Raw genomic sequence first — 24,898 nt, forward strand, 5'->3', positions numbered from 1 at the left:
CATGGCTCCGATCCGACTTGCCCCCGTCGCGGCCGGGGGCCCGGCCCCCGAGCCCGCGCCGTCCCTGCGCGACGTCCCGCCCCGGCCGGCCGCGGGGCCGGTGTCCGCACTGGCCGGCCGCGGGATCCCCGCGACCGCGCTGGACGCCTACACCCGTGCGGCCGCCGCCGCCCCCGCGTCCTGCCACCTCAGCTGGCCGCTGCTCGCCGCCATCGGCCGGGTGGAGTCCAACCACGGGCGGTTCGCCGGTGCGGTGCTCCGCACCGACGGGCTGTCGGACCCGCCGATCGTCGGCATCGCGCTCACCGGCGCCGGGACGGCCCGCATCGTGGACACCGACGGCGGGCGCCTCGACGGGGACGCCGTCCACGACCGGGCCGTGGGCCCGATGCAGTTCATCCCGTCCACCTGGGCCCGGTACGCCGAGGACGGCGACGGGGACGGCCGGCGCGACCCGTTCGACATCTACGACGCCGCCGCGGCCTCGGCCGCCTACCTGTGCGCCGCCGGCGGCGACCTCCGCACCATCGCCGGGCAGGCGCGGGCGGTGTTCGCCTACAACCACTCCGCCAGCTACGTGGCGACCGTGCTGCAGTTGGCGGCCGTGTACGCCGGCGGCCCGGTCCCGACCCTTCCGACGCCGGTCCCGGCCGGACCCCCGTCGATCCCACCGGCCGCGCCGGCGCCACCGCCGGCGATCCTGGCCGCCCCGGAGCCGGCCCCGCTCCCCGAGCCGGCCCCGGCACCCGATCCGATCCCCGCGCCGGCACCCGAACCAGTCCCGGCACCCGAACCCGGCCCCGCCCCGGAGCCGCCGGCGGCGCCGGCGGAGCCCACATCGCCGGACGGGCCCGAGACCCTCGCCTCCGCCGAGACGCCGGCCGTCGCCGAGCCCTCGGCCGTGGACGAGGCACCGCCCGCCGCCGACGAGCCGGCCGCCACCGGGACGCCGGCGGAGGACCCCGAGGTCCCGGCGGCGGAGCAGCCCACCGCTCCTGAGCCCCTCCCCACCGAGCCGCCGGCCGAGACGCCGACCCCGACAGCGGAGCCGACCCCCACGGAGTCGCCGGCCGAGACGCCGACCCCGGCAGCGGAGCCGACCCCCACGGAGTCGCCGGCCGAGACGCCGACCCCGACCGAGCCGACGGCCGAGACCCCGGCCCCGACCGAGCCGCCGGCCGAGACCCCGGCCCCGACCGAGCCGCCGGCCGAGACCCCGGCCCCTGTGGAGGAGCCGACCCCAGCAGCGGAGCCGGCTCCGGCCGACACTCCGGCTCCCGCGGAGCCCCCGGCCCCCGCGGCGGAACCGGCGCCGGCGGAGCCCCCCGCTCCGCCGGAGGAGGCCTGCCCCGCCGTCGAGCCCGTGGTCGTCGACGTCCTCAACACCACCGGGGACCCGGCGCTCGCGGAGGCGGCGGCCGCCCACCTGGCCGCTCCGGGGGTCGTCGTCGGCAGCGTCACGACGAACGCCGACGCCGTCCCGTCGGGCATCACGCACCCGGCCGGCGAGGAGGAGTCCGCGCGGCTCCTCGCCGACGCCCTCGGCGCGGGCGACATCGCCGAACCCGGCGACGTCGTCCACGTGACGATCGTGCTCGGCCCGCCCGACCTCGACGTGGCGATGGCGGCGCTCAGCGACTTCCCCGGCCTGCCTTCGCCGGCCTGCGATCCCGCGGCGGACGGCGACGCGACCCCGTGAACCGGACCGGCCGGGGGCTGCGGTCCGGGGCTAGCGTCGGTCCATGACGACACCGCCTCCGGGTCCCCAGCCGCCGTCGCCGTCCCCGTCGCCGGTCGACCCCACCCCGCCGCCCGAGCCCGCGCCGTTCCCGCAGCCGAGCCCCACCGACCCCAGCGCCCCACCGCCCAGCGGGCCGCAGCCGGTCTGACCCGTGAGCATCGACAGGTCGCACGTCGTCCAGGTGCTGCGCGCCAAGGGCCGCACCGATGAGGCCCGCCGCGCCGAGGAGGTCCTCGACGTCGACGTCGACACGGTGCGGGACGCCGAACTGCTCCGCGAGCTGGGGATCGACCCCGACAGCCGCGCCGAGGGCGGCGGGCTCGCCCTCCGCTGAGCGGACGCCCGCGCGGGGAGTCCGGGACAGCTCAGCGCTCGGGGGGCGCCGGGCGCTGCCAGAACGACGCGGGCCGGGCCTCGACCTCGACGGCGGACCGCTCCAGGTCGTCGGCCTGCCGGCGGATCGCCGCGTAGGCCGGGTCCCCGCCGTCGGCCAGCCGCCGGACGACGGCGGCGTTGATCCGCGCCCGCTCGGCCACGACCGCCCCGAACGCTCTCCGGTCGCCGTCGAAGCCGTAGGCGTCCAGCAGCAGGTGCAGGCGCCGCGACGCGTCCGGCACGGGGGTGGCGGCGTGCGGCCAGGCCGACCCCGCGGCCAGCAGCGGTACCCACTGCAGCGCCGCGTAGGCGAGGTCCAGTTCGGGCGAGGACGGGCTCGCCGTGTCCCAGTCGACGAAGCCGATCACGTGGCCGGTCCGCCAGACCGCATTGTAGGGCGCGGCGTCGTGGTGCCCGATGACCAGCCCCGGCCGCCACGGCCGGCCGGAGAACCAGGTCGCCCCCTCCGGGGGCACGAACCGCGCCGTCACGTCGTGCAGCCGCCGCAGCCAGGCGCCGACGTCGGCCAGGGCGGTGTCGGCGTGCACCCACGAGGGCCACGGCCTGCGCTCGCCGACGGTCTCGCCCTCGAGGAAGCTGAGCACCTCCCGGCCCTGCGCGTCGACGCCGAGCACGCGCGGGGCGCCCTCGAACCCGGCCGCCTCCAGGTGCCGCAGCACCGCGTGGACCGCCGCTGTCCACGGTCGCGCCGGGCGGTGCACGGCGGACCCGATCCGGACGACGCCGGCGGTGGTCCGGCCGCCGCCCAGCGGTACGCCCTCGGCCGGGGTCTGCGCTATTCCGACCACGCCGGCCGGTGCACCACGACGCCCCGCGCGGCGAGGTCGGCCCGGATCCGCTCCGCCCGGTGCCGCCGGGCCGTGGCGCGCTCGCGGAGCATCGCGGCGACGGCCGGGTTGGCGAGGCGCTCGGCCCGGAGGGACAGCACGGTCGCGAGCTCGTGGTCCACCGACACCCGGCGGATCTGCCCGACCAGCTCCCGAGCCGGCTCGCCGAGGACGCTCGCCCGCAGGGGCGCCGGGTCCGAGGCGACGGCGGCGACGATGCGGTCGACGGCGTCACCGGGGCCTGCGGCCGGCCGGGGGGACGTGCGCACTGCCAGGGTCATCGGGGTCCCTGCCTCTCACGGGCGCGGCTCTCGGAGCGGGGTGCGTGGCCGGTTCACCCGGTCGGGTGACGCCGGTCACGAGGAGGATGCCGCCGGCCCCGGCCCCGCCACACCCCCAGGCGGGTGGTCGCGCTCCGCCCCAAGGGGGTGGGGCAGGAGCGAACGCAGCGTTCACTACTGACGTCGTGCTGACCGCGTACGAGGACTACCGCGAGTGGGACGCCGTCGAGATGGCCCGGTGGGTCGTGCCGGAGAGGTCACCGCCGAGGACCTGGCCGAGACGGCGACCGCGCTCATCGACGCCTTCCGGGCGCTCAACGCCGTCGCCGCCGTGGCCGACCCGCAGCCCGGCCCGGCCGGGGACGGTCCGCTGGCCGGCGCGCCGTTCGCCGTCGAGGAGCTGCTCGCCGGGCCGGGGGCTGCCACGACCGGCTGCTGGACACCCGGGTCGCGGCGCTCACCGAGGGACGGCGGACCGGACGGCGGCCGCCGCGCAGCTGCTGGACTTCTGGCTCGACCACCGCCTGGCCGTCGTCGTCCTGCTCGACCGGGCCGAGGGCACCGCCGTCGCGGGCTGCCCCGAGGCGTTCGTGCGGCGCCTCGCCGCGCACGCCGAGCGTCCCTGGACACCCCGCCGGCCCCGGTGCAGCGGGAGATCCTCGAGCTGGTCTTCGACAACACCCGTCGCGTGCTGGCGCACATCCTGCGGACCGCCTGCGACCGTGAGCACGCCCGCGCGCTGGTCGACGCCTTCTGGAGCTACCAGCTGCCCGGGCTCGACGGCTTGCCGGCGGCCCTGCGGCGGTAGGGTGCCGCACCGGGCAGCAGCAGTGCCCGGTGCGGCCCCGTCACCGCGGCCGCGGTGCGTGCGTCGGGAGGCCTCGCCGATGACCCCAGTGACCGTCCACGACGACGTGATCGGCGCAGACGACCTGCGCCCGCTGCCGCTCTTCGGGGGCATGGGCGAGGACCAGCTCCGAGCCCTCGTGGGGGCGGGGACGACGGTGCGGTTCGCACCCGGGGAGGAGCTGTTCACCGCGGGCCGGCCCGCGGACGCCTGGTGGCTCCTCGTCGACGGCGGGATCGACCTGGTGCGCCACGTCGGGCGCGAGGAGACGCTGCTCGCGACGATGGACGTGCCCGGCCGGTGGGCCGGCGGCTTCCGCGCCTGGGACGAGCACGGGGTGTACCTGGCGACGGCCCGCGGGTGCGTGGCCGGCCGCGTCTTCCGCGTCCCCGCGCCGGCCCTGCGCGACTGGGCGACCACCTGGTTCCCGTTCGGCGTGCACATCATCGAGGGGATCTCCCGGACCGCGCGCACCTTCGAGGCGGCAGCCCGGCAGCGGGAGTCGCTGGTCGCGCTCGGCACCCTCGCGGCCGGGTTCGCCCACGAGATCAACAACCCGGCGGCCGCGGCGGCGCGGGCCGTCGACGAGCTGGGCGCCGTCTGCGCGGCGGCGCTGACCTCGGTCGGCTGGCTGGCCTCCGGCTCGCTGACCGCCGCCCAGTTCGCCGCCCTCGACGAGCTGCGCCGCGAGTTGCAGCCGGACGCCCCGGCGGTCGGCCCGGTCCTCCTGGCCGACCGCGAGGACGCCCTCGCCGACTGGCTGGACCGCCACGGGATCGACCAGACCGCGGAGACGGCCGACGTGCTGGCCGGTGCCGGCGGCGACCCCGCCTGGTGCGACCGGGTGGCCGGCGCGACCGGCGGCGCCGCGCTGGAGCCGGCCCTGCGGTGGGTGGCGACGACGCTGTCCGCGTCGGGGTTGCTGCGCGAGGCCCGGGAGTCGACCCGCCGCATCTCCGACCTGGTGGCGGCGGTCAAGTCCTACGCCCAGCTCGACCGGGCGTCGACGCAGCAGACCGACGTCGCCGAGGGGCTGGACAGCACCGTGGTGATGCTGGCCTACCGGATCCCCGGGACCGTGACCGTCGTCCGCGACTACGACCCCGCCGCGCCCCGGATCGAGGCGGCCGCGGCCGAGCTCAACCAGTTGTGGACCAACCTGGTCCACAACGCGCTCGACGCGATGCCCGACGGCGGGACGCTCCGGCTGTCCACCCGCGCGGACCGCGGTGGCGTCGTGGTCGAGGTCGGCGACACCGGCACCGGGATGTCGCCCGAGACGCAGCAACACGCCTTCGACCCCTTCTTCACGACGAAGGAGGTCGGTGAGGGCACGGGCCTCGGCCTGCACATGGCCCGCCGCATCGTCGACGGGCACCACGGGGACATCGCGATCGAGCTGCGACCGGGCGAGACGGTGATCCGCGTCCAGCTGCCACCGGGTGGCCGGCGCCCGCACCCCTGACACCATCTGCGCGGGTCCCCGGGGGCGCGGCGTCACACGGGCGCGGGCCGCGGGGGCCGACCGGAGGTGACGGGTGAGCCGGGGTGTGTGCGTCGTGACCGGCGGCGGCCGGGGGATCGGAGCGGCGACGAGCCTGCGCCTGGCGCGGGACGGGTGGGACGTGGTCCTCTCCTGGACCGCCCAGCAGGAGCCGGCCGAGCGCGTGGCGGCGGCCTGCCGGGAGGCCGGCGTCCAGGCGGCCGCCGTCCGCGCCGACGTGTCGCGCGAGGCCGAGGTGGCCGCGCTGTTCGCTGCGGCCGCCGAGCGCGGCCCGGTCACGGGCCTGGTGAACAACGCCGGCGCGTTGGGCCGCCGGTCCCGCGTCGAGGAGCTGGACGCCGACCGCATCGAGCACACCCTCGCGGTCAACACGCTGGGCTCGTTCCTGTGCGCGCGCTCGGCGGTGCGGGCCATGTCGCCCCGGTACGGCGGGGACGGCGGCGCGATCGTCAACGTGTCCTCCCGCGCGGCGGTCCTGGGCGGAGCCGAGGAGTACGTCGACTACGCCGCGGCCAAGGCGGCCGTCGACGCGCTGACCGTCGGCCTGGCCAAGGAGGTGGCCGCCGACGGCATCCGGGTCAACTCGGTCCGGCCGGGGCTGATCCACACCGACATCCACGCCGCCGGCGGGCAGCCGGACCGGGTCGACCGGCTGGCCCCGACGGTCCCCATGCGCCGCGGTGGGCACCCCGAGGAGGTGGCCGAGGCCGTGGCGTGGCTGCTCTCGCCCGGGGCCTCCTACGTCACCGGGACCTTCGTGGACGTCTCCGGCGGCCGGTGACCGGTCTCGGGCATCCTCGCGCCATGACCGCCGCACTCGACCACCTCGCCGCGCTTGCGGCCGAACAGGCCGTGTTCGCCCGCCTGGCGGCGGCCGCGGACCCCGCCGCCCCGGTCCGCGCCTGCGCGCCCTGGACCGTCGCCGACCTCGTGCGGCACCTCGGCGGGGTGCACCGGTGGGCCGCGGCCACCGCCCGGTCGGCGCCGGAGGCCGGCGTCCCCGACGACGGGCCCTTCCTGGCGGCGCAGACGGTGGAGGGCTACCCGGACGCGGCCGCCGAGCTGCGCGCGGCCCTCGACGACCCGCGGCGGCCCTGCCCCACGCTGACCGGCGCCGGCGAGGCCGGCTGGTGGCGGCGCCGGCAGCTGCACGAGACCCTGGTCCACCGGCTGGACCTGGCCGGGGCGGCCGGCGGACCGGTGGACGCCGATCCGGCAGTGGCGGCCGACTGCATCGCCGAGGTGCTCGACACGATGCAGCCCCGCCAGGTGCGGCTCGGCCGGATGGCGCCTCCGGCGACGGCGGTCCGGCTCACCACGCCCACGGCCGGGTGGACGCTGGGGTCCGGTCCGGTCGTCGCCGAGGTCGCCGGCCCCGAGCTCGCCGTCGCGCTGCTGCTGTGGCGGCGGACCACCCTCGCCGACCCCCGCCTCGCCGTGGCGGGCGACGCCGGTGCCGCGGGCGCGCTGCTGGCGGACCCGATCACGCCCTGAGCGGTCCGTCGCGCCACCGGCGTCGCAGCGGGTGGTGCCGGCACCGCCACCAGGGGCAGGCTGCCCTCATCACCCGGTTGCGACGACGGGAGGCGGCGCGTGGACCCCTGGGCCAGCCCCGACGACCTCGATGGCGAGAACGACTCCGGCGTCCTCGACCTGGCGGACACCCTGGACGACCGCGGCGTCGACCCGCTCGACGAGGGCTGGTCGCCGGCCGAGCGGCCCTGGGCCTCGACCGACTGGGGCACCACGGGCGACGAGGAGGAGCGGGGCGAGAGCCTCACCGGCCGGCTCGCCCGGGAACTCCCCGATCGGACGGTGGAGGACGGCGACGGCCTGGGCGACGCGTCCGACACCGACGGCGAGCTGATCGACGAGGAGGTCGGGGACGCCCGCGCCGGCCGGCTGGCCGAGGAGGACGACGGCGTCCGCCTCGACACCGACGCCGAGCTCTTCGCCCACGACCGGGGCATCGACGGCGGAGCGGCCTCGGCCGAGGAGGCGGCGGTCCACGTGGTCCCCGACGACGACCGCTGGCGTTGACGGCCCCTTCTCCCCCTCGCTGCACCTCGACCTCGGGGAGGACCACCGCAGGCTCGGGGACCTCCCGGCCGCCCGGCGGCAGCTCGAGCTCGGCCTGGCGGCCGCCGCGGCACTGCCCGACGACGGTTGCGGCGCGATGATCCGCGGCGGCCTCGAGTCCCTCGCCGAGCGGCTGCGGGAGGGGTGACCGGCACGGTCACAGCGCCCGGTAGTAGCGGACCAGCGGCAGCCCGGTGAATCCGGCCCGCTCGTACGCCGCCCGTGCCGGGGCGTGGCCGGGGTCGCCGCCGGTGGCCACCACCGCCAGTCGGACGCCGGCCTGCCGCATCTCGGCCAGCGCGTGCTCGACCAGGGCGGCCCCGGTCCCCCGGCGCTGCTGCGCGGGATCCACGGCGACCATCTCGATCTCCCCGCTGCACGGCTCGTCGTGCGTCTCGTCGTGCAGGGCCACCGCCACGAAGCCGATCGGCCGGTCGGCCTCGTCGACGGCCACCCGGACGAGGAGCGCCCCGTCCCGGCAGACCTGCTCGACCGCGCGCGCCTGGCTCGTCGTCCAGTCCGGGTACAGGTGCCGGTAGACCGCCGCCCCGAGCACGGCCTCGAAGGAGGCGAAGACGGGGGCCCACGCGCGCAGGGACAGGGCCACGACCGCCTCGACGTCGGCCTCGGTGAGCTCGCGGATCCCGACCGGCACGCCGTCAGGCTCCCGCGCGCGTCAACCGCTCTGCGCGGTCACCTCAGCCGCTGCGGGATGCCGGCGGTCAGCAGCCAGACCCGGTCGGCCCGCGCGGCCATCCGGGCGTTGAGCGCCCCCATCTCGTCGCGGAACCGCCGTCCGGACGCCGTCGCCGGCACGATCCCGCCGCCGACCTCGTTGCTGACCGCCGTGACCCGCCGCCGGGTGCCGGCCCAGGCATCGACGAGCGCGTCCACCGCGGCGGCGAGCCGGGCGTCGGCGTCCGGGGCGCCGGTCCAGATGCCGCAGTCGTCCATCGTGCGGGCCAGCCAGGTGGTCAGGCAGTCGACCAGCACCGGCGGGCCCGGGCGGCCGAGCACCGCCGCCAGGTCCACGGTCTCGACGGTCCGCCAGGACGCCGGACGGCGGGCGCGGTGCAGCCCGACGCGATCGGTCCACTCGGCGTCGCTCCCGTCCGGCACGGCCCCGCAGGCGACGTACTCGACGCCGCGCACCCGGTGCAGCCGCTGCTCCGCGAAGCGCGACTTGCCCGACCGGGCGCCACCGAGCACGAGCACCCGCCGCGGCCGGCGGCCGATCACGCCCAGTGTCCCGGGTCGGCGGGCAGGGGCAGGTCGGCGGTCACCGCATCGGTCCAGAGGTCGGGGGCGTGGGTCGGACCAACCTACGACGCGGCCGTCGTCAACGCGCGGTTGACGACGCGGCGGTCGTCAACCTACGGTTGACGACATGACCGACGCGCAGCCCCCCACTCCGGTCCGGCTCGACGACCTCATCCACGCCGTCACCCGCACCCACGAGGCCCCGCTCGACCAGCTGGCCGGCGCGGTCCTCCTCGCCGAGCACCTCGGGGACGTGGCCGACTCGCTCATCGGGCACTTCGTCGACCAGGCCCGGCGGACCGGCGCCTCCTGGTCGGACATCGGCCGCAGCATGGGAGTCACCAAGCAGGCCGCCCAGAAGCGCTTCGTCCCGAAGGCGGGGGCGGCGAAGGGCGACGCGCCGCCGCTGGACCCCAGTCAGGGCTTCAGCCGGTTCACCGACGAGGCGCGCGCCGTCGTCGTCGGCGCCCAGGAGCAGGCCCGCACCGCGCGCAGCGCGACCATCGGCGTGCCGCACCTGGTGCTGGCGCTGGTCCACGACCCCGAGGGCGAGGCGGCCCACGCCCTCGCGGCGCAGGGCGTCGCGCTCGACGCCGTCCGCAGGACCGCGACCGCGACGCTGCCGCCGGCGGCCGGCGTGGTGCCCGACCTCATCCCCTTCGACCCGCACGCGCAGCAGGCGCTCGAGCTCACCTTCCAGGAGGCGTTGCGCCGGGGGGACGACGCGATCGGCGGCGGGCACCTCCTGCTCGCCGTGCTGGAGGCCGAGGACGGCACCGGGGTGCTGGCCGGGCTGGGCGTCGACAAGGCGGCCGTCGACGCCCACCTCACCGAGGCCGCAGCGTCCCCGGCGGGGTGACCTCCGGCCCGGCTACCCGGCGGACGGCTCGGTCGGTCCGGCCACCAGGTCGGGGGTGAACTGGGCACGGGCGACCTCGGTGGCCACGGCGACCCCCTCGGCGGTGGCGGTGCCGCTGACCGCGACGACCTCGGCCCAGGCGTCGATGCTGCGCTCGTGGTAGTGCTGCATCTCCGGCGCGTTCTCCCAGGCCACGGGGTCGTCGACGACCTCGCCGGCCAGGAAGCCGGCCAGGCCGAGGACGGCGGCGTCCCAGCCGGGGCCCACGTACAGCCCGCCCGCCCCGCTGCCGGCGATCTCCAGCGGCACGGTGTGCTCCAGGGAGAACGTCGTTCCTCCTGCGTCGGCGGTCAGCCGGACGTCGACGACGCTGACCTCGCCGCCCCAGGTCACGGTGAGCCGGCTCGGCGGCTCGCAGCGCCGGATCTCGCCGCCGGCGTTGCCCTCCACCTGGAACGTGCCGCCGGCCCGCAGGTCGCCACTGACCGGGGCGAACCACCGGCCCAGCCGCTCGGGGTCGGTGAGGGCGTCCCACACGTCCTCGACGGACGCCGGGTAGGTGCGCCGCACCGTGACGGCGACCTCCTCGCCCCCCTCGGCGGCGCGCCGGCTCACCGACCGCGCCGCCGCGGCCACCTCGAGCAGGATGTCCCTCACCTGTCGTCCTCCGTTCCGGCCGCCCGGCCGCTGTCCGGGGGCGGGATCGCCCTCCGGCGTCGTGCGCGTTCGCCGCGGGCCAGCTCGGTCGCCAGCGCGTCGAGGTGCTGGTCCCAGGCGCCGCGGAACCGGTCCAGCCAGCGGTCGACGTCCTGCAGCGCGGCGGGCTCGACGGCGTAGAGCCGGCGAGCACCCTCGGCGCGAACCCGCGCGAACCCGTTCTCGCGGAGGACGCGCAGGTGCTGGGACACCCCTGGTTGCGTGATGCCGAACTCCGCCTGGACGACGGCCCCGATCGCCCCGGCGGGCTGCTCGCCGTCGGCCAGCAGCTCCAGGATCCGGCGTCGGACCGGGTCTCCGAGGACGTCGAACGCGTGCACGGTCCAAGGCTACAGTGATCGCTTATATAAGTCGAGGGTCATCCCGGTTGTGCGGGTCGTGCTGGACCGGGTCGTCGTACGTGTCGACCGGCCCCCCGGACCGCGGGGTCTCCTCCTCCGGGACGTCGGTGTCGACGCGGGTGGGCACCCCGCGCCCGACCGGCGGGTCCGGCGGCACCGCCTCGGCCGGCGTCGTCGGGAGGCGGGGGCCGTCGTCCGGCTGCCCGCCGGCGGGGTACTCGTCGTCCCGCGTCGTCGTCATCGCTGCTCCTCCGTCCGGGCGTGCTCCGTCGCACTGCGGGTACCCCCACCGCCCGCGAGCGCACGCGCGCCGGGTGACCGACGACACGACCGCGGTAGACGCCGTCCTTCTGCACGCCGTGCAAAGATGCACGACGTGCAAACAGAAGCCGGCCTGCGCGAGCGCAAGAAGGCCGACACCCGGCGCCGGCTGACCGCCGCGGCGCGGGAGCTGGTCCTGGCCGCCGGGCTCGACGGCGTGACCGTCGAGCAGATCTGCGACCAGGCCGGGGTCTCCCTGCGCACCTTCTTCAACTACTTCGAGTCCAAGGAGCTGGCCGTCATCGGCCAGGAGCCGCCGGTGGGCACGCCCGGGGCGCGGGCGGCGTTCGTCGCGGGTGGCCCCTGCGGTGACCTGCTCGCCGACCTCCTCGACCTCCTGGACCCGACGCCGCTGTTCGACGAGGTGGGGCGCGCCGGCCTGCAGGTGGTCATCGCCCTCGCCGAGCGGGAACCGCGCCTGCTGGCCGCACACCTGGCCCGCGAGGCGTCCCGCGAGCAGGAGATCGCCGGCCTGCTCGCCGAGCGGCGCGGGCTGCCCCGCCCCGACGCCGGGTGCGCCGCCCTCGCGGCGGCGGCCCAGGCCCTCGTGCGGACGGCGTGCCGCGCCTGGTTCGAGGCCGACGACGGCACCCCCCTGCAGCACTACCTCGAGGCCACGCGGACGGCGTTCCTCGAGACCCTCCCCCCGACGCCGACCACCTCGGCGTCCCGACCCACAGGAGCACGGTGACCACCCCGACCGCCGCCGACGCGGCACCCATCGTCCTCACCCGGCGGCGGATCAACCTGATCTTCTCCGCGCTCATCGCGGGCATGCTCGTGTCGAGCCTGGACCAGACGATCATCTCGACGGCCATGCCGACGATCGTCGGAGACCTGGGCGGCGTCGCGCACATGGCCTGGGTGACCACGGCCTATCTGCTGGCCAGCACCCTGGTCATGCCGATCTATGGCAAGTTCGGCGACCTGTGGGGCCGCCGGACCCTCTTCCTGGTGGCGGTCGGGCTGTTCACCGCGGCCAGCGTGGGGGCGGCCCTGTCGCCGGACTTCACCTGGTTCGTCATCTGGCGCGGGGTCCAGGGCCTCGGCGGCGGCGGGCTGATGATCCTCTCCCAGGCGATCATCGCCGACGTCGTGCCGGCCAAGGAGCGCGGCAAGTACATGGGCCCGCTGGGCGCGGTCTTCGGCCTGGCCGCCGTGGCCGGCCCGCTCGTGGGCGGCTACCTCACCGACCATGCCAGCCTGGGCTGGCAGTGGTGCTTCTGGATCAACGTCCCGGTGGGCGTCGCGGCCCTGCTGATCGGCTGGTTCGCCCTCCGCCTGCCGCGGAAGAGGAACACCGAGCCGATCGACTACGCCGGCATCGCGCTGCTCTCGGCCGCGACCACGTCGCTGATCTTCTTCACCGACTTCGGTGGCGACCGCGGCTGGACCGACGGCTGGACGCTGACCCTCATGGCGGCCTTCGTCGTGTCGGCCGTGCTGTTCGTGCGGGTCGAGCTGCGCGCGGCCCAGCCGATCATCCCGATGAGCCTCTTCCGCAACCGCGTCTTCGTCGTCACCACGGCGCTGGGCGCGGCGGTCGGGCTGGGCATGTTCTCGGCCATCGCGTTCATGCCCACGTTCCTGCAGATGGCGTCGGGCACCTCGGCGGCCAACTCCGGCCTGCTGATGCTGCCGATGATGGCCGGCCTGTTCATCACCGTCATCGGCTCGGGCATCGCCACGACGAAGACCGGTCGCTACAAGGTCTTCCCGATCGCCGGCGTGCTCGTCGTCGCGGCGGCGATGGTCTGGATGACCAGCCTCTCGGGCGACACGTCGCTGTGGACGGTCGGCGCGATGCTCTTCGCCATCGGCCTCGGCCTGGGCCTGATCATGCAGATCGTCGTCCTGGTGGCCCAGAACGCCGTGCCGGCGTCCGACCTCGGTGCGGCGACCGCGACCAACAACTACTTCCGCGAGGTCGGCGCGACCCTCGGCGTGGCCGTCTTCGGGACGATCTTCACCAGCCGGCTCGCCGACAACCTCACCGGCGCGCTGCAGGCCAACGGCGAGCAGGCGGTCGCCGCCGGCATCACCTCGCCCGACAGCCTCGTGCCGCAGGCGGTGCAGGCGGCCGGCGACCCGCTGCGGACGGCGATCGTGGACTCCTACGCCGACGCGCTCGCCCCGGTGTTCGGCTACCTGCTGCCGGCCTTCGCGGTCGCGCTGGTGCTCGCACTGCTGCTCAAGGAGATCCCGCTGTCCGACGTCGCGGGCATGGTCGCCCGAGGGGAGGCCGTCGAGGACCCCGAGCTGCGGCGGGAGCACACCCCCGCGGGAGCGCCGGCCGAGGCGCTCGACGGGCAGTCGCCGCGCGACGCCGACGAGGACCGGGCGCCCGCTCTGACGTAGCCGCGGGAACTCCGAGGGGCCGGGACGGCAGCACCGTCCCGGCCCCTCGCCGTGTCGGCGATGATCTCCGCATGCCCGACCCCTCTGTTCCCCTGCAGCAGCTCGGCTTCCTCACCATCGGCCTCTTCGACGGCACCGACCCCCGCCCCGGGCACGAGACGACGCTCCGGGTCATCGAGCTCGGCGAGCAGCTGGGCTTCGACAGCGCCTGGGTGCGCAACCGGCACCTGCAGTACGGCATCTCCTCCCCCGTCGCCCTCCTGGCCGCCGCCACCCAGCGCACCCGGCGGATCGAGCTGGGCACCGCGGTGATCCCGCTCGGCTGGGAGAACCCGCTGCGGCTGGCCGAGGACCTCGCCACCGTCGACGTCCTCTCCGGCGGCCGGCTCAACCCCGGGGTGAGCGTCGGCCTCCCGATGCACTGGGACGACGTCAAGGGCGCCCTATACCCCGACACGGCCGACGTCGAGGACTTCTCCTACGCGCGGGTGTCCCGGCTGCTGCGGCTGCTCGGCGGCGAGCCGGCCAGCACGTTCGCCGGCCGCGAGGGCGTGGTGGAGGAGTGGTCGGACCGGGTGCAGCCGCACTCCCCCGGCCTGCGCGGCCGCACGTGGTACGGCGGCGGCAGCCTGGGCTCGGCGCGGTGGGCGGGGGAACAGGGCATGAACTTCCTGACCAGCAGCGTGGTCAAGGCCGAGGAGTCCGAGGACTTCGCCGAGATCCAGGCCTCGCTCGTCGCGGAGTTCCGGGCCACCCACCCGGCGGGCCGGGTCTCCCAGGGGCTCGTCGTCATCCCCACCGACACCGCCACCGCCGCGCAGCGGCAGAAGTACGCCGCCTACGTCGAGGCGCGCACCCCGCGAACGGCGACCCCGCAGGGGCCTGCCCGGCTGCTGTTCGCCCGCGACCTGCTCGGCACGTCCAAGGAGATCGCCGAGGCGCTGTACGCCCATGCCGGGTTCCGCGCGGTCACCGAGGTCGTCTTCGCGCTGCCGTTCAGCTTCGCCGACGAGGACTACGAGCAGATCCTCACCGACATCGCCACCCGGCTGGGCCCGACGCTGGGCTGGCGACCGAGCGCCTCCTGAGCCGGTCACCGTGCGGGCGGTCAGGGGGGCGACCCGCACGGTGACGGCGCGCAGCCTGCGTTCCGGAACTGACGGACTCCTCAACACGCAAACGGTGACGGGCGTGCTCTCACCCCGGTTGACTTCCCGCGACACACCCGGCGGGCGGCGTCGCCCGCGTCGTGCCCAGGAGGCCGGTGTCCCATGACGAGCCGTCGAACCGCCGTCGTCAGCAGCGTGGTCGCCGTGCTGATCGGCGCAACGCCCGCAGCCGCGAGCGCCCACCCGGAGGCCGCTCCGGCGGTCGAGCAGACGCCGGTCCCCACGCTGACGTGGCAACCCTGCGGCGCAACGCCCGAGGCCACCGCGGCCGGCGTCGAGTGCGCGCGGGCGCCTCTCCCCATGGACTACGACGACCCCGGCGGGGCGCAGGTCGACCTCGCCGTCGCCCGGATCCCGGCGACCGACCAGGCCAACCGCCTCGGGTCGCTGTTCTTCAACTTCGGCGGCCCGGGCGCCCCGGCCGTCGACTACCTGCAGGCCTTCGGCCCCGGGATGCTCGATCTGCTCAACCAGCGCTTCGACATCGTCGCCGTCGACCCCCGCGGCGTGGGCCAGAGCACCCCGTCCGTCGCGTGCCCGCCCCAGCCGGCCCCGTCGCAGGCCCTCAGCCCCCCGGAGATCGACGTCGACGCCCAGGTGGCGGCCGCGCAGGCCGCCGTGGACGCCTGCCTGGCCGGGAACGGCGAGATCCTCGAGCACCTGTCGACCGCGAACGTCGCCCGTGACATGGACGCCGTGCGCGCCGCGCTCGGCGAGGAGCAGCTGAACTACCTCGGCTTCTCCTACGGCACGTTCCTCGGCGCCACCTACGCGAGTCTCTTCCCCGACCGGTACCGCGCGCTCGTCCTGGACGCCGCCGTCGACCCGGACCTGTGGATCCACGACCCGGCGGCCGAGTTCGCGACGTTGGTCGGCGGCTTCGAGGACGCGCTCGACCGGTTCCTCGACGCCTGCGCCGCCGACCAGGTGGCCTGCTCCGGCTTCGGCGGGGCCGACCCGCACGCCGCGTTCGACGCGCTGGTCGCCACCGCGCACGCGACCCCGCTCCCTGCGGCCGGGTTCCCCGAGGACCCGACGCCGGTGACCGGCGACGACGTCCTGGCGGTCACGGCGACGCTGCTCTACGCCAAGCAGGCGTGGGGCGTGCTCGCCGCCGCGCTGTCCGCGGCCGAGGACGGCGACGGGTCGCTCTTCCGCGCGATCATCGCCATCCTCACGGCCGGGGCCGACCCGGCCGGCGACCCGTTCTTCCCGATCACCGCATCCGAGCAGCAGTGGCCCACCGACATCGAGGCCTACCTGGAGCGCGGTGCGGCGGAGTGGGCCGCGTTCCCGCACTTCTGGCCCAGCGGGTCCTACTCGAAGTTCGGCTACGCCCTGTGGCCGGCCCAGGACGAGGACGCCTTCGGCGGCCCGTTCGTCGCCGACCCGTCGGCCCCGACCGTGCTGGTCGTCGGCAACACCCACGACCCGGCCACGCCGCTGTCGGGGGCCGTCGCGCTGACCGAGCGGCTGGGCAACGCCCGCCTGCTGACGATGGACGGCGACGGGCACGGCGCCTACGGGGGCAACTCGTCCTGCATCGACAGCGCGGTCGACAGCTACCTGTTCACCGGCACGCTTCCGGCCGAAGGGACGGTCTGCCCGCAGGAGGTGCCGTTCACCCCGCTGGACCCGGCGACGATCCCCGTGGCCACCGCCACGTCCCTGCCGCTGCCGGTGACCACGGCCGGCGTCCTCACCGGCGGACGCTGAGGATCCGCGGCACCGCCGGTCCGGCCGGGGTGAGCCCGTCCGCCCACATCCTCACTGTCAGTCGACGAGGACGTCGTCCACGACTCCGGCGCTGCCGCCGCCGCGCCGCTGGGGCTCGGCCGCGGCGAGGAGCAGGCCGCCGGGCAGGAACTCGATGCCGGTGGCGGCACCGATCTCCGCGACCGGCGCGAAGGCGTGCCCCAGCGTGGTGAGGTCGGCGCCGTATGCCTCGAGGAAGGCCGGTTCGGCGTCGGTCGTGGCGCCGTTGCGCGAGCTGGCCCGGGGGGCGGCGATCGCGTCGGCGAGGTCGGCGTTGCGGTCCAGGCGCTCGACGAGCGTCTGCAGGACCGTCGTGATGATGGTGGCGCCGCCCGGTGAGCCGAGTGCCAGCACCGGCTCGCCGCCGTCGAACACGATCGTCGGCGCCATGCTGCTGCGCGGTCGCTTGCCGGGGCCGGGCAGGTTCGGCTCGGGCCGGGCGGGGTCGGCCTGGGCGAAGGTGAAGTCGGTGAGCTCGTTGTTGAGCAGGAACCCGCGGCCGGGCACGGTGATGCCGCTGCCGCCGGTCTGCTCGATGGTCAGCGTGTAGCTCGCGACGTTGCCCGCCGCGTCGGCGACGGTGAGGTGCGTCGTCGAGGTGCCCTCGGCGCCGCCGCCGCCGGCCGCCGCCGCAGGTGCGGGGCAGGGGCCGTACGCGCCGTCGGGCGAGCCGGCCGGCACCGGCCGCGGCGCCGCCCGCACCGGGTCGATCGCGCAGGCCCGCTCGGCCGCGAAGCCGTCGGACAGCAGCTCGGCCAGCGGCACGTCGACGGCCGCGGGGTCGCCGACGAAGGCGTTGCGGTCGGCGAAGGCGACGGCCGCGGCCTCCAGGTACAGGTGCAGCGCCTCGACGTCGGCCAGCGAGCCCAGCGGGAACGTCTCCAGCACGTTCAGCGCCTCGCCCACGGTCGAGCCACCGCTGGACGGCGGCGCCATGCCGTAGACGTCGAGCCCGCGGTAGCCGACCAGCGTGGGCTCGCGCAGCGGGGCGTCGTAGGCAGCGAGGTCGTCGGCGGCGAGCAGCCCGGGTCGGACGGCGGCGGCGCCGGGGGCCTCGGGCGGGTCCTGGACCGTCGCCACGACCTCGGCGGCGAGCTCGCCGGTGTAGAACGGCGCGACGCCCTCGTCGGCCATCAGCTCGTAGGTCCGCGCGAGATCGGGGTTGCGGAACACCGAGCCGACCTCGGGCAGGGCGCCGTCCGGGAGGAACAGCTGCGCCGTGGCGGCGAACCGGCGGAACTTCTCCTCGTTGTCCGCGGTCTGCTGCCGGAACGTCTCGTCGACGACGAAGCCCTCGTCGGCCAGCCGGACGGCGCCCGGCAGGACGTCGGCCAGCGACCTCGTGCCGAACTGCTCGAGCGCCCGCACCCAGGTCAGCGGGGTGCCCGGCGTCCCGACCGACAGCCCGCTCTGCACCGCCTCCTGCAGCGGCAGCGGGGTGCCGTCGGCGGCGAGGAAGGCGTCGGGGCCCATCGCCTGCGGGGCGGTCTCGCGGCCGTCGATCGAGCTCACGGTGCCCGCCGCGGCGTCGTAGTAGAGGAAGAAGCCACCGCCGCCCACACCGGCGGAGTACGGCTCGGTGACCCCGAGCGCGGCCGCGGCGGCGACCGCCGCGTCCGCGGCGTTGCCGCCGTCGGCGAGCACCTCGAGGCCGACGCGGGTGGCGTCGAGGTCGACCGTCGCGACCGCGCCCCCGGTGCCGATCGCCAGCGGCACCTTCTCCGTGGTGGGCGCGGCGGCGGCCGGGCCGGCGGTCGTGACGACGCCGGTGGCCAGCGCCGCGAGGGCGAACAGGGTGGGGGCGCGGCGCGGCATGGCAACTCCTGCACGGCATCGACGGCGCGGACCCCCATCGGACACCCGGGGGTCCGGCGCCCGCCACACGAACCGGCCGCGGACACGTCACGGCCCCGGCGCGGGGGTTCCACGGCCACGCCGGGGCCGGTCAGTCGCGCAGCTTCCCCGAACGCCTGCGGCTCAAACACGCGGCCGAGCAGCGCTTCTTCCCGGCACGGCGGCGCGGCGGGATGCTGGACGCCGTGGAGGCGGGTACCCGGCACCCGAGGCTCCCTGCGGACGACGCCATCGTGGGACGGCGGCGCGAGCTCGACTCGCTGCGGTCCTGGCTCGCCGCCGCCCGGGACGGGCACGGGCGGCTCGTCCTCTGCGTCGGCGAGCCCGGGGTCGGCAAGACCCGGCTCGCCCAGGAACTCACCCGCCTGGCGGTCGGTTCCGGGATCGCCGCCGCGTGGGGGCGGTGCGTCGAGGACGACGGGGCGCCGGCGTACTGGCCGTGGCGCCAGGTGCTCGCCTCGCTCGGCCTCGACGCCGACGCGGTGCTGGCCGGTGACGCGCAGTCCCCCGAGGACCGCTTCCGGCTCTTCGACGCCGTGACCGCGAGCCTGCGGGCGGCCGCCGAGGTCCGTGGGCTCGTGGTCGTCCTCGACGACGTGCACTGGTCCGACCGGCCCTCCCTCCTGCTGCTCCGGCACCTGGCCGACCGGGTCGGCGACGCCCGGCTGCTGGTGTACGCGACGATGCGCGACCTGGGCCCCTCGGGCCCCCTCGCCCGTGTACTCCCCGACCTGCTGCGGTCACCCGCCTCGGTGTGGGTTCCCCTCCGCGGCTACGACCTGGCCGGTGTGCGGGAGGTGCTGTCGCGGACGGGAACGCCCGGTCCACCGCCCGACCCCGCCGCCGTGCTGGACCTCACGGACGGAAACCCCCTCTTCGTCCGGGAGGTGGCGCGCGCGGTGGCCGACGGGTCCTGGCGCCCGGACCGCCCGCCGCGGACGGTCCTCGACCTCGTGGCGGCCCGGCTGGCGGCCGTGTCGGCCGGCTGCCGCCGGCTCGTCCAGGCCGCCGCGGTGATCGGACGGGACTTCCCGCTCCCCCTGGTCGCCGTCGTGCTGGAGACGGTCCCGGCTTCCTTGTCGCGGTCGGTCGACGAGGCGGTGGCGCACGGATTCGTCGAGCGGGCCGAGGCGGGGCCGTACCGCTTCGTCCACGCGCTCATCCGGGACGCCGTCGAGGCCTCGCTCACCACCGCCGAGCGCGCCCGCCTCCACCGCGCCGCTGCCGAGGCGATCGAGCGGCAGTACGCCGGCGACCTGGCGCAGCACCTCCCCGCCCTCGCCCGGCACTGGGCCGAGCTCGTGCCCCACGGGGAGGGAGCCACCGCCCGTGAGTGGACCGTCCGGGCCGCGGACGAGGCCGTACGGCAACTCGCGTACGAGGAGGCGGTGCGGCTCTACCGGGCCGCGCTGCACATGGACGCCCCGCCGCCGGCCGAGGCCGATCGCTGCCGGCTGCTCGTCGCGTCCGGACGGGCGAACCTCCTGGCCGGTGACGTCCGGCCCTGTGTCGAGGACGTCGTCGCCGGCGCCGAGGCGGCCCGCGCGGCGGCGGATCCCGAACTCCTGGGCAGCGTCGCGCTCGTCCTCGAGGCGGTGCCCGACCCGGCCGTCCACGCACTCGCCACCCAGCTGTGCGACGAGGCACTGGCGGCGCTCGACGGTGCCGACGCCACCGCGCTGCGCTCCCGGCTGCTCGCCCAGCGCAGCCACCTGGCGTTCTACGACGGCGATCAGGAACGCGTCGCGTCGCTGAGCGCCGCGGCCCTCGCCACGGCCCGGGCGACCGACGACCCGCACGCGCTGGTGGACGCGTTGCGCGCCCGGAAGGAGGCGTGTCCGGGCCCGTCGGGGCGGGAGGAGCGGATGCGGCTCGCCGCCGAGCTGGTCGACATCGGGCACCGGACCGCCACGCCGCGGACGGCCATGTGGGGCGAGATCTGGCGGATCGAGGGGCTGCTCGAGGCAGGTCGCCTGGTCGAGGCGTCCGACGAGCTGTCCGCGCTCGGCTTGGCGGTCGACCGGGTGGGTGGGCCGGTCAGCTCCTGGCACCTCGACCGGGTGACGGCCTGCACCGCCCAGGCGCGGGGCCGATTCGCCGAGGCGCTCGCGGCCGGACGGAGGGCGCGGGACCGGATGCACCCGGTCGAACCGGGTCCGGCACGGGGCACGTGGTTCGCGCTCTGCTGCGTCCTGAGCCGCCACGTCGTCCTCCCGGAGGCGGAGGAGGTGCCGCGGAGCCGCTTCGACCCGCTGCCCCGGTTCCGCACGCTGGGCCCGCTGATGAGGGCCCTGCTGTTCTGCTCCTCCGGGCAGCCCGAGGAGGCCGGACGGTCCTACGCGCAGGCCGGACCGCTCGCGACGTGGACCCTCCCCGCCTTCTACGCCGTGCACGGCGAGGCCTGCGCGACGCTCGTGGCTGCCGACCTGGGCCGGACCGACGACCTGCCGGCGTTGCTCGCCCGCCTGCAGCCGTCCCGCGGCACGCACGCGGTGGCCGAGGGCGTCTGCTCGCTCGGCCCGGTCGAACTCGCTCTCGGCATCGGTGCGGCGGCGCTCGACCGGCTGGACGACGCCGTCGAGGACCTCACCGTCGCCGCCGACCGAGCCGCGCGGGCGGGCGCGCTCGGCTTCGCCGCCGAGGCGGGGCACCACCTCGCCACGACACTCCTGCGCCGGGACCGCCCCGGCGACCTCGACCGGGCCCGGACGGCCGCAGTGGACTCCGACCGCCTCGCGCACACCCTGGGCATGTCCGCGTACGTGGCACGGACGACGGCCCTGGTCGCCCACCTCGGGCGCAGCGCACCCCCGATCCTCAGTGCGCGCGAGACCGAGGTGGCGAACCTGGTCGCCAGTGGCCTGACCAACCGGCAGATCGGCGCACGGCTGGGGATCTCGGAGCGCACGGCGCAGAACCACGTGCAGCACGTCCTCGGGAAGCTGGGCTTCCGCACCCGCAGCCAGATCGCGGCGTGGCGTGCGGGGCTGCCCTCATGAGTACGCCGCTGAGTGATCCGGCGGATGTCCCGGGGTGTCTGCCGGTCCAGGCTCCTCCCAGCGGTCGACCGGCCGCCTGACCGAGGAGGAAGCCATGTCCTACATCGCGGTGGCCACACCGTCCTTCGACTCGATCGAGCAGTTCGACCGCGTCGTCGGCCAACTCGACCGGACCCCCGACGGGCTGGAGGCCCGCTACGTCGGCACCGCCGACGACGGCCGGCTGCGCGTCGTCACGCTGTGGGAGTCGCGGACGCACTCGCAGCGCTTCTTCACCGAGACGCTGCGGCCGCTCCTCGAGCGCGAGCTGGGTCCCCGGCCGGACGGCGGAGGCGTGGAGGTCCTCGGCGTCGAGGTGGCCCGCGAGTACGTCCGGACGCCGGAGGGGTGACCCGACGGCGGGGTCGTCGCCGGTCGGCGGTCGTCCGGCAACGACCCGCCCCGGGGGGATCAGGGTCGCAGCGCCCCGTACACCTCGGCGGCGTGGTCGAACACGAAGAAGTGCCCCTCCCCGCCGAGCCAGTGCGGAGTACAGGTCGGCAGCATGTGGGAGAGCACCCGCCCCAGGGCCACTGGGACCTGCCAGTCCTGGGTGCCGTGCCAGACGTGGACGTGCTGGCGCACCTCGGACAGCGGGAACCCCCACGGCCGGAACAGCAGGGCGCGGTCGTCGGCCAGCACGCCGGGTCCGTTGCGCAGCCCCTCGGTGAAGGTGGCGGCGAGGAGCCGGTGGACGCCGGGCCGGCCGAGGACCCGCCGGTCGGACGGGTTCAGCCGCGTCCGGAGGTATCGCGGGATCAGCCCGGGCCGCAGGGCGGCCGGCGCGAACACCGGCGTGAGCAGCGCCGTGGCCGGGGAGGGCCGGTGCACCGCAGACCGCATCCGGCGGGGCACCCACTCGGGCCAGGGCCAGGGGACGTCGGGCGGTGGCGCGCCGCCCAGCACGCCGACCCCGCGCACCCGGTTGCCGAGGGCGTGCGCGCAGGCCAGCGCGTAGGCCGCGCCGCCGGAGAGGCTCAGCACGCTGAGCCGGTCGACGCCCAGCGCGTCGAGCAGCTGCGCGACGTCGCCGGGCCAGTCGGTCACCCGGCGGCCTGGCTGCTTGTCGGAGCGGCCGAAGCCGGGCCGGTCGGGGACGACGAACCGGATCCCCCACCGCCGGTACTCCGCCACGTCCTCGACGTGCCGCTCCAGCCGGGAGCTCGGGGAGCCGTGGCAGCCGAGCACCACCCGGCCGCCCGGGTCGCCGTACTCGGCGTAGGCCATCACCCGGCCGTCGGGCAGCCGGAGGGAGCCCTCGCGCGGTCCGTCGTCCATGGGCGGCCCCTACCCCGCGCGGCCTCCGGGGAGACCGATCCGCCTTGACACCGGCGCGACGATCGGGCCGGCCGCAGTCCTGGGGCACGGGGTGGCGCAGTGGGCATCGAACTGGAGCTCGTCCCGGTGCTGGCCGGGCGCCGGATCGTCGTCGCGTGGATGCTGGGCGCGTTCCTGCTGACCTTCCTCGGCACCCGGTTCGTCACGCGGGCCATCCGGACCGGCCGGGGGCCCTTCCGCGACGCGAGCATCGGCGGCGTCCACGTGCACCACGAGGTGTACGGCATCTTCCTGCTGCTCGGCACCGGGCTGGTGGAGCTGACCTACCGGCCCGGCGGCGCGTGGCAGCACGTCCTGGCGGTCCTGTTCGGCGTGGGTGCCGCGCTCACCCTCGACGAGTTCGCGCTGTGGCTGCACCTGGAGGACGTGTACTGGTCGGAGCAGGGCCGCAGCTCCATCGACGCCGTCCTCATCGCCGTCGTGGTGGGAGTGCTCCTCCTGGTCGGCGCCAACCCGTTCGACGCCCAGCAGCTGCCGGGCGACCTGCCGGTGGCGGTGACCGTGGCGCTCAACCTCGGGTTCGCGCTGGTCGCGATCCTCAAGGGCCGGGCGGTGCTGGGCGTGGTGGGGGTGTTCGTCCCGGTGGTGGCGGCGGTGGGCGCCGTGCGCCTGGCCCGGCCGCACTCCTTCTGGGCCCGCCGGCGGTACCCGGCCGGTTCACCTCGGAGACGGCGGTCGGAGACCCGCTTCCCGCCGGGCCGGCGGACCCGCTGGGACGCCGTCGTGGACCTGTTCGCCGACGTACCGCACCGCGCCCCCGCCGGTCCGGTCGTCGGCGCGCCGCACGCCGGGCCGTGAGCCCCGGCCGCCGGCCGACTACACCGGCCTCCTCCTCGCCATCGGCCCGATCGAGCGCCGCCTGCTGACCCGGTCGGCCGGCACCACCGGCTGAGCCTCCGGCCCCGGCCCGCCCCCCGGCGGCCGCAGGGCGACGGCCAGCGCGGGGCAGACCAGTACCGTCAGCACGCCGGCGCCCACGAGCGCCGCCGCGTTCTCCGTGAGCATGGTGCCGTTGCGGAGCCCGATCTCGGCGAGGGCCACGAGGACGGGCAGCGCGGTGGCGGTCACGAGCGCGGTCTGGCCGCGCTCCCGCCAGGTCAGGACCCGCCGGTAGACCAGCAGCGCGGGCAGGCCGCGCACCGCGAGCAGCAGGCCGAAGAAGAGCGCCACGCGCAGCGGTGCCTCGGCGATCGAGTGCAGGTCCAGCGCCATCCCCGAGTACACGAAGAACACCGGGACGAAGAACCCGTAGCCGACCGCGTCCAGCTTGGGCTCCAGCACCGGCGAGGCGCCGCCCACCCACTGGCGCAGCACGACCCCGGCCAGGAAGGCCCCCAGGACCGCGTCGAGGTGGAACTCGTCGGTGACGGCGATCAGCGTGATCAGCAGCAGGATCGTGGCGCGCAGCGTGATCTGGGCGGTCTCGTGCTGACCGCGGAGGACGACGGTGGCCAGCCGCCCGCCGTCCTGCACGGCCCGGCGGCCCAGCGCGAGCAGCACCGCGAGCACCGCCACGGCCGCGAGCGAGGCCAGCGCCGCGAACCGGTTCTGGGTGCCCAGGAACAGCGCGATCGCCAGCACCGGGAAGAGCTCCCCCACCCCGCCGGCGGCGAGCAGGTACCGCCCGAGCCGGCCCTGGAGCAGCCCGTTCTCGCGGAGCACGGGCAGCAGCGTGCCCAGCGCCGTGGTCGTCAGGCCCAGCGCCACGGGGAGGAAGGCGCGGACCAGCCCCGCCGCGGCCAGCAGCGCGACCACGCCGACGGCGAGCGTCAGGGACACCGTCCAGGCGAGGACGGCGCGGCGGCCGGCGTCCTCGGCGAAGACCCGCAGCTCCACCTCGTAGCCGGCCAGCAGGAACACGAAGCCGAGTCCGACGTCGGCGAGCACCTGGACGTCCTCCGGCGAGCTGAGCCCCAGTACGTCGGGGCCGATGAGGATGCCGCCGGCCAGCAGGAGGACGACCTGCGGCACCGGCAGCCGGGGCAGCAGGCCCACCACCACCGGAGCCAGCAGCGCCACGACGAGGACGGCCACGAGCGCGTCGACCACGAGGACGTCGTCCACCCGGTCCTCCCGTCGTCCGCTGCGCCGGCGCGGGAGAGATCGTGCCCGAACCGAGGACCTCCCGACGAGGGGCGTCGCCCCCGGCTCACCCGCTGACGCCAGTCGCACCGAGCGACGAGGTCGTCAGCCGGCCGGCCACGGAGCGGCCG

At 76.4% G+C, this 24,898-nt stretch carries 25 protein-coding genes; 15 read left to right on the top strand and 10 right to left on the bottom strand.

Annotation, left to right across the window (positions count from 1 at the left end; translation table 11 throughout):
- Positions 1-1,699, top strand: a 1,699-nt coding sequence (locus MY526_RS17880) for a lytic murein transglycosylase (RefSeq protein WP_436704724.1), incomplete at its 5' end; no start/stop codon positions are given.
- Between the two features lie 193 nt (positions 1,700-1,892).
- Positions 1,893-2,075 (top strand): hypothetical protein, encoded by a 183-nt coding sequence (locus tag MY526_RS17885; protein WP_436694165.1) that lies wholly within the window; start codon positions 1,893-1,895, stop codon positions 2,073-2,075.
- Positions 2,076-2,106: 31 nt separating this feature from the next.
- On the opposite strand, the gene MY526_RS17890 is transcribed toward MY526_RS17885, so the two are convergent.
- Both MY526_RS17890 and MY526_RS17895 read right to left on the bottom strand, forming a co-directional pair.
- Positions 2,107-2,925 (bottom strand): phosphotransferase, encoded by an 819-nt coding sequence (locus tag MY526_RS17890; RefSeq protein ID WP_436694164.1) that lies wholly within the window; start codon positions 2,923-2,925, stop codon positions 2,107-2,109.
- Positions 2,913-3,245 (bottom strand): hypothetical protein, encoded by a 333-nt coding sequence (locus tag MY526_RS17895; protein WP_436694163.1) that lies wholly within the window; start codon positions 3,243-3,245, stop codon positions 2,913-2,915. The genes MY526_RS17890 and MY526_RS17895 overlap by 13 nt, the downstream gene beginning before the upstream one ends.
- 238 nt (positions 3,246-3,483) lie before the next feature.
- Here MY526_RS17895 and MY526_RS17900 point away from each other — a divergent pair, with 238 nt between their 5' ends.
- From MY526_RS17900 to MY526_RS17920, 5 genes are all read left to right on the top strand, one after another.
- Positions 3,484-4,053: a hypothetical protein gene (locus MY526_RS17900; protein ID WP_436704725.1), complete on the top strand. Its 570-nt coding sequence runs from the start codon at positions 3,484-3,486 to the stop codon at positions 4,051-4,053.
- Positions 4,054-4,132: 79 nt separating this feature from the next.
- Positions 4,133-5,557 (top strand): sensor histidine kinase, encoded by a 1,425-nt coding sequence (locus MY526_RS17905; protein ID WP_436704726.1) that lies wholly within the window; start codon positions 4,133-4,135, stop codon positions 5,555-5,557.
- 73 nt (positions 5,558-5,630) lie between these two features.
- A complete protein-coding gene (locus MY526_RS17910) occupies positions 5,631-6,377 on the top strand; it encodes an SDR family oxidoreductase (RefSeq protein ID WP_436704727.1) in 747 nt (248 codons plus the stop codon).
- Between the two features lie 23 nt (positions 6,378-6,400).
- Positions 6,401-7,090 (top strand): maleylpyruvate isomerase family mycothiol-dependent enzyme, encoded by a 690-nt coding sequence (locus MY526_RS17915; RefSeq protein ID WP_436704728.1) that lies wholly within the window; start codon positions 6,401-6,403, stop codon positions 7,088-7,090.
- A 99-nt stretch (positions 7,091-7,189) separates the two neighbouring features.
- Entirely contained in the window at positions 7,190-7,636 is a 447-nt protein-coding gene (locus MY526_RS17920) for a DUF5709 domain-containing protein (protein WP_436704729.1), read from the top strand.
- Between the two features lie 196 nt (positions 7,637-7,832).
- Here the strand turns inward: MY526_RS17920 and MY526_RS17925 are convergent, their stop codons facing one another.
- Complete coding sequence (locus MY526_RS17925) at positions 7,833-8,330, bottom strand: GNAT family N-acetyltransferase (protein ID WP_436694157.1); 498 nt, start codon at positions 8,328-8,330, stop codon at positions 7,833-7,835.
- A gap of 38 nt (positions 8,331-8,368) precedes the next feature.
- Positions 8,369-8,914 (bottom strand): bifunctional adenosylcobinamide kinase/adenosylcobinamide-phosphate guanylyltransferase, encoded by a 546-nt coding sequence (locus MY526_RS17930; protein ID WP_436704730.1) that lies wholly within the window; start codon positions 8,912-8,914, stop codon positions 8,369-8,371.
- A 148-nt stretch (positions 8,915-9,062) separates the two neighbouring features.
- On the opposite strand from MY526_RS17930, the gene MY526_RS17935 reads away from it, so the two are divergent.
- The gene (locus MY526_RS17935; RefSeq protein WP_436704731.1) at positions 9,063-9,794 is read left to right on the top strand and encodes a Clp protease N-terminal domain-containing protein; all 732 of its coding nucleotides are present in this window, start codon (positions 9,063-9,065) and stop codon (positions 9,792-9,794) included.
- A gap of 12 nt (positions 9,795-9,806) precedes the next feature.
- Here the strand turns inward: MY526_RS17935 and MY526_RS17940 are convergent, their stop codons facing one another.
- Genes MY526_RS17940 through MY526_RS17950 form a run of 3 tightly spaced genes read right to left on the bottom strand, consistent with a single transcriptional unit; the run spans position 9,807 to position 11,093 of the window.
- A complete protein-coding gene (locus tag MY526_RS17940) occupies positions 9,807-10,451 on the bottom strand; it encodes an SRPBCC family protein (RefSeq protein ID WP_436704732.1) in 645 nt (214 codons plus the stop codon).
- Complete coding sequence (locus tag MY526_RS17945; protein ID WP_436704733.1) at positions 10,448-10,831, bottom strand: ArsR/SmtB family transcription factor; 384 nt, start codon at positions 10,829-10,831, stop codon at positions 10,448-10,450. Before MY526_RS17945 ends, MY526_RS17940 begins: the two co-directional genes overlap by 4 nt.
- A gap of 22 nt (positions 10,832-10,853) precedes the next feature.
- A complete protein-coding gene (locus tag MY526_RS17950) occupies positions 10,854-11,093 on the bottom strand; it encodes a hypothetical protein (protein WP_436704734.1) in 240 nt (79 codons plus the stop codon).
- Between the two features lie 135 nt (positions 11,094-11,228).
- On the opposite strand from MY526_RS17950, the gene MY526_RS17955 reads away from it, so the two are divergent.
- From MY526_RS17955 to MY526_RS17970, 4 genes are all read left to right on the top strand, one after another.
- Entirely contained in the window at positions 11,229-11,864 is a 636-nt protein-coding gene (locus MY526_RS17955; RefSeq protein ID WP_436694151.1) for a TetR/AcrR family transcriptional regulator, read from the top strand.
- Entirely contained in the window at positions 11,861-13,531 is a 1,671-nt protein-coding gene (locus MY526_RS17960) for an MDR family MFS transporter (protein WP_436694150.1), read from the top strand. The genes MY526_RS17955 and MY526_RS17960 overlap by 4 nt, the downstream gene beginning before the upstream one ends.
- Positions 13,532-13,602: 71 nt before the next feature.
- Positions 13,603-14,619 (top strand): LLM class flavin-dependent oxidoreductase, encoded by a 1,017-nt coding sequence (locus MY526_RS17965; RefSeq protein ID WP_436704735.1) that lies wholly within the window; start codon positions 13,603-13,605, stop codon positions 14,617-14,619.
- A gap of 183 nt (positions 14,620-14,802) precedes the next feature.
- Entirely contained in the window at positions 14,803-16,416 is a 1,614-nt protein-coding gene (locus MY526_RS17970; RefSeq protein WP_436704736.1) for an alpha/beta hydrolase, read from the top strand.
- 57 nt (positions 16,417-16,473) lie between these two features.
- On the opposite strand, the gene ggt is transcribed toward MY526_RS17970, so the two are convergent.
- Positions 16,474-18,270: a gamma-glutamyltransferase gene (gene ggt / locus MY526_RS17975; protein WP_436704737.1), complete on the bottom strand. Its 1,797-nt coding sequence runs from the start codon at positions 18,268-18,270 to the stop codon at positions 16,474-16,476.
- Positions 18,271-18,542: 272 nt separating this feature from the next.
- Between ggt and MY526_RS17980 the strand changes: the two genes are divergently transcribed.
- Together MY526_RS17980 and MY526_RS17985 are read left to right on the top strand one after the other, a co-directional pair.
- On the top strand, positions 18,543-21,308 hold the full coding sequence (locus MY526_RS17980) for an ATP-binding protein (RefSeq protein ID WP_436704738.1): 2,766 nt from the start codon (positions 18,543-18,545) through the stop codon (positions 21,306-21,308).
- A gap of 94 nt (positions 21,309-21,402) precedes the next feature.
- Complete coding sequence (locus MY526_RS17985) at positions 21,403-21,699, top strand: hypothetical protein (RefSeq protein WP_436694145.1); 297 nt, start codon at positions 21,403-21,405, stop codon at positions 21,697-21,699.
- Between the two features lie 59 nt (positions 21,700-21,758).
- Here the strand turns inward: MY526_RS17985 and MY526_RS17990 are convergent, their stop codons facing one another.
- Complete coding sequence (locus MY526_RS17990) at positions 21,759-22,625, bottom strand: alpha/beta fold hydrolase (protein ID WP_436694144.1); 867 nt, start codon at positions 22,623-22,625, stop codon at positions 21,759-21,761.
- Positions 22,626-22,724: 99 nt separating this feature from the next.
- Between MY526_RS17990 and MY526_RS17995 the strand changes: the two genes are divergently transcribed.
- On the top strand, positions 22,725-23,483 hold the full coding sequence (locus tag MY526_RS17995) for a hypothetical protein (RefSeq protein WP_436694143.1): 759 nt from the start codon (positions 22,725-22,727) through the stop codon (positions 23,481-23,483).
- Positions 23,484-23,501: 18 nt separating this feature from the next.
- Here MY526_RS17995 and MY526_RS18000 read toward each other — a convergent pair whose 3' ends face one another.
- Positions 23,502-24,749 (bottom strand): cation:proton antiporter, encoded by a 1,248-nt coding sequence (locus MY526_RS18000; protein WP_436704739.1) that lies wholly within the window; start codon positions 24,747-24,749, stop codon positions 23,502-23,504.
- Positions 24,750-24,898 lie beyond the last annotated feature (149 nt).

The organism is Geodermatophilus sp. CPCC 205761 (assembly GCF_051383655.1).
Taxonomy (GTDB): Bacteria; Actinomycetota; Actinomycetes; order Mycobacteriales; family Geodermatophilaceae; genus Geodermatophilus.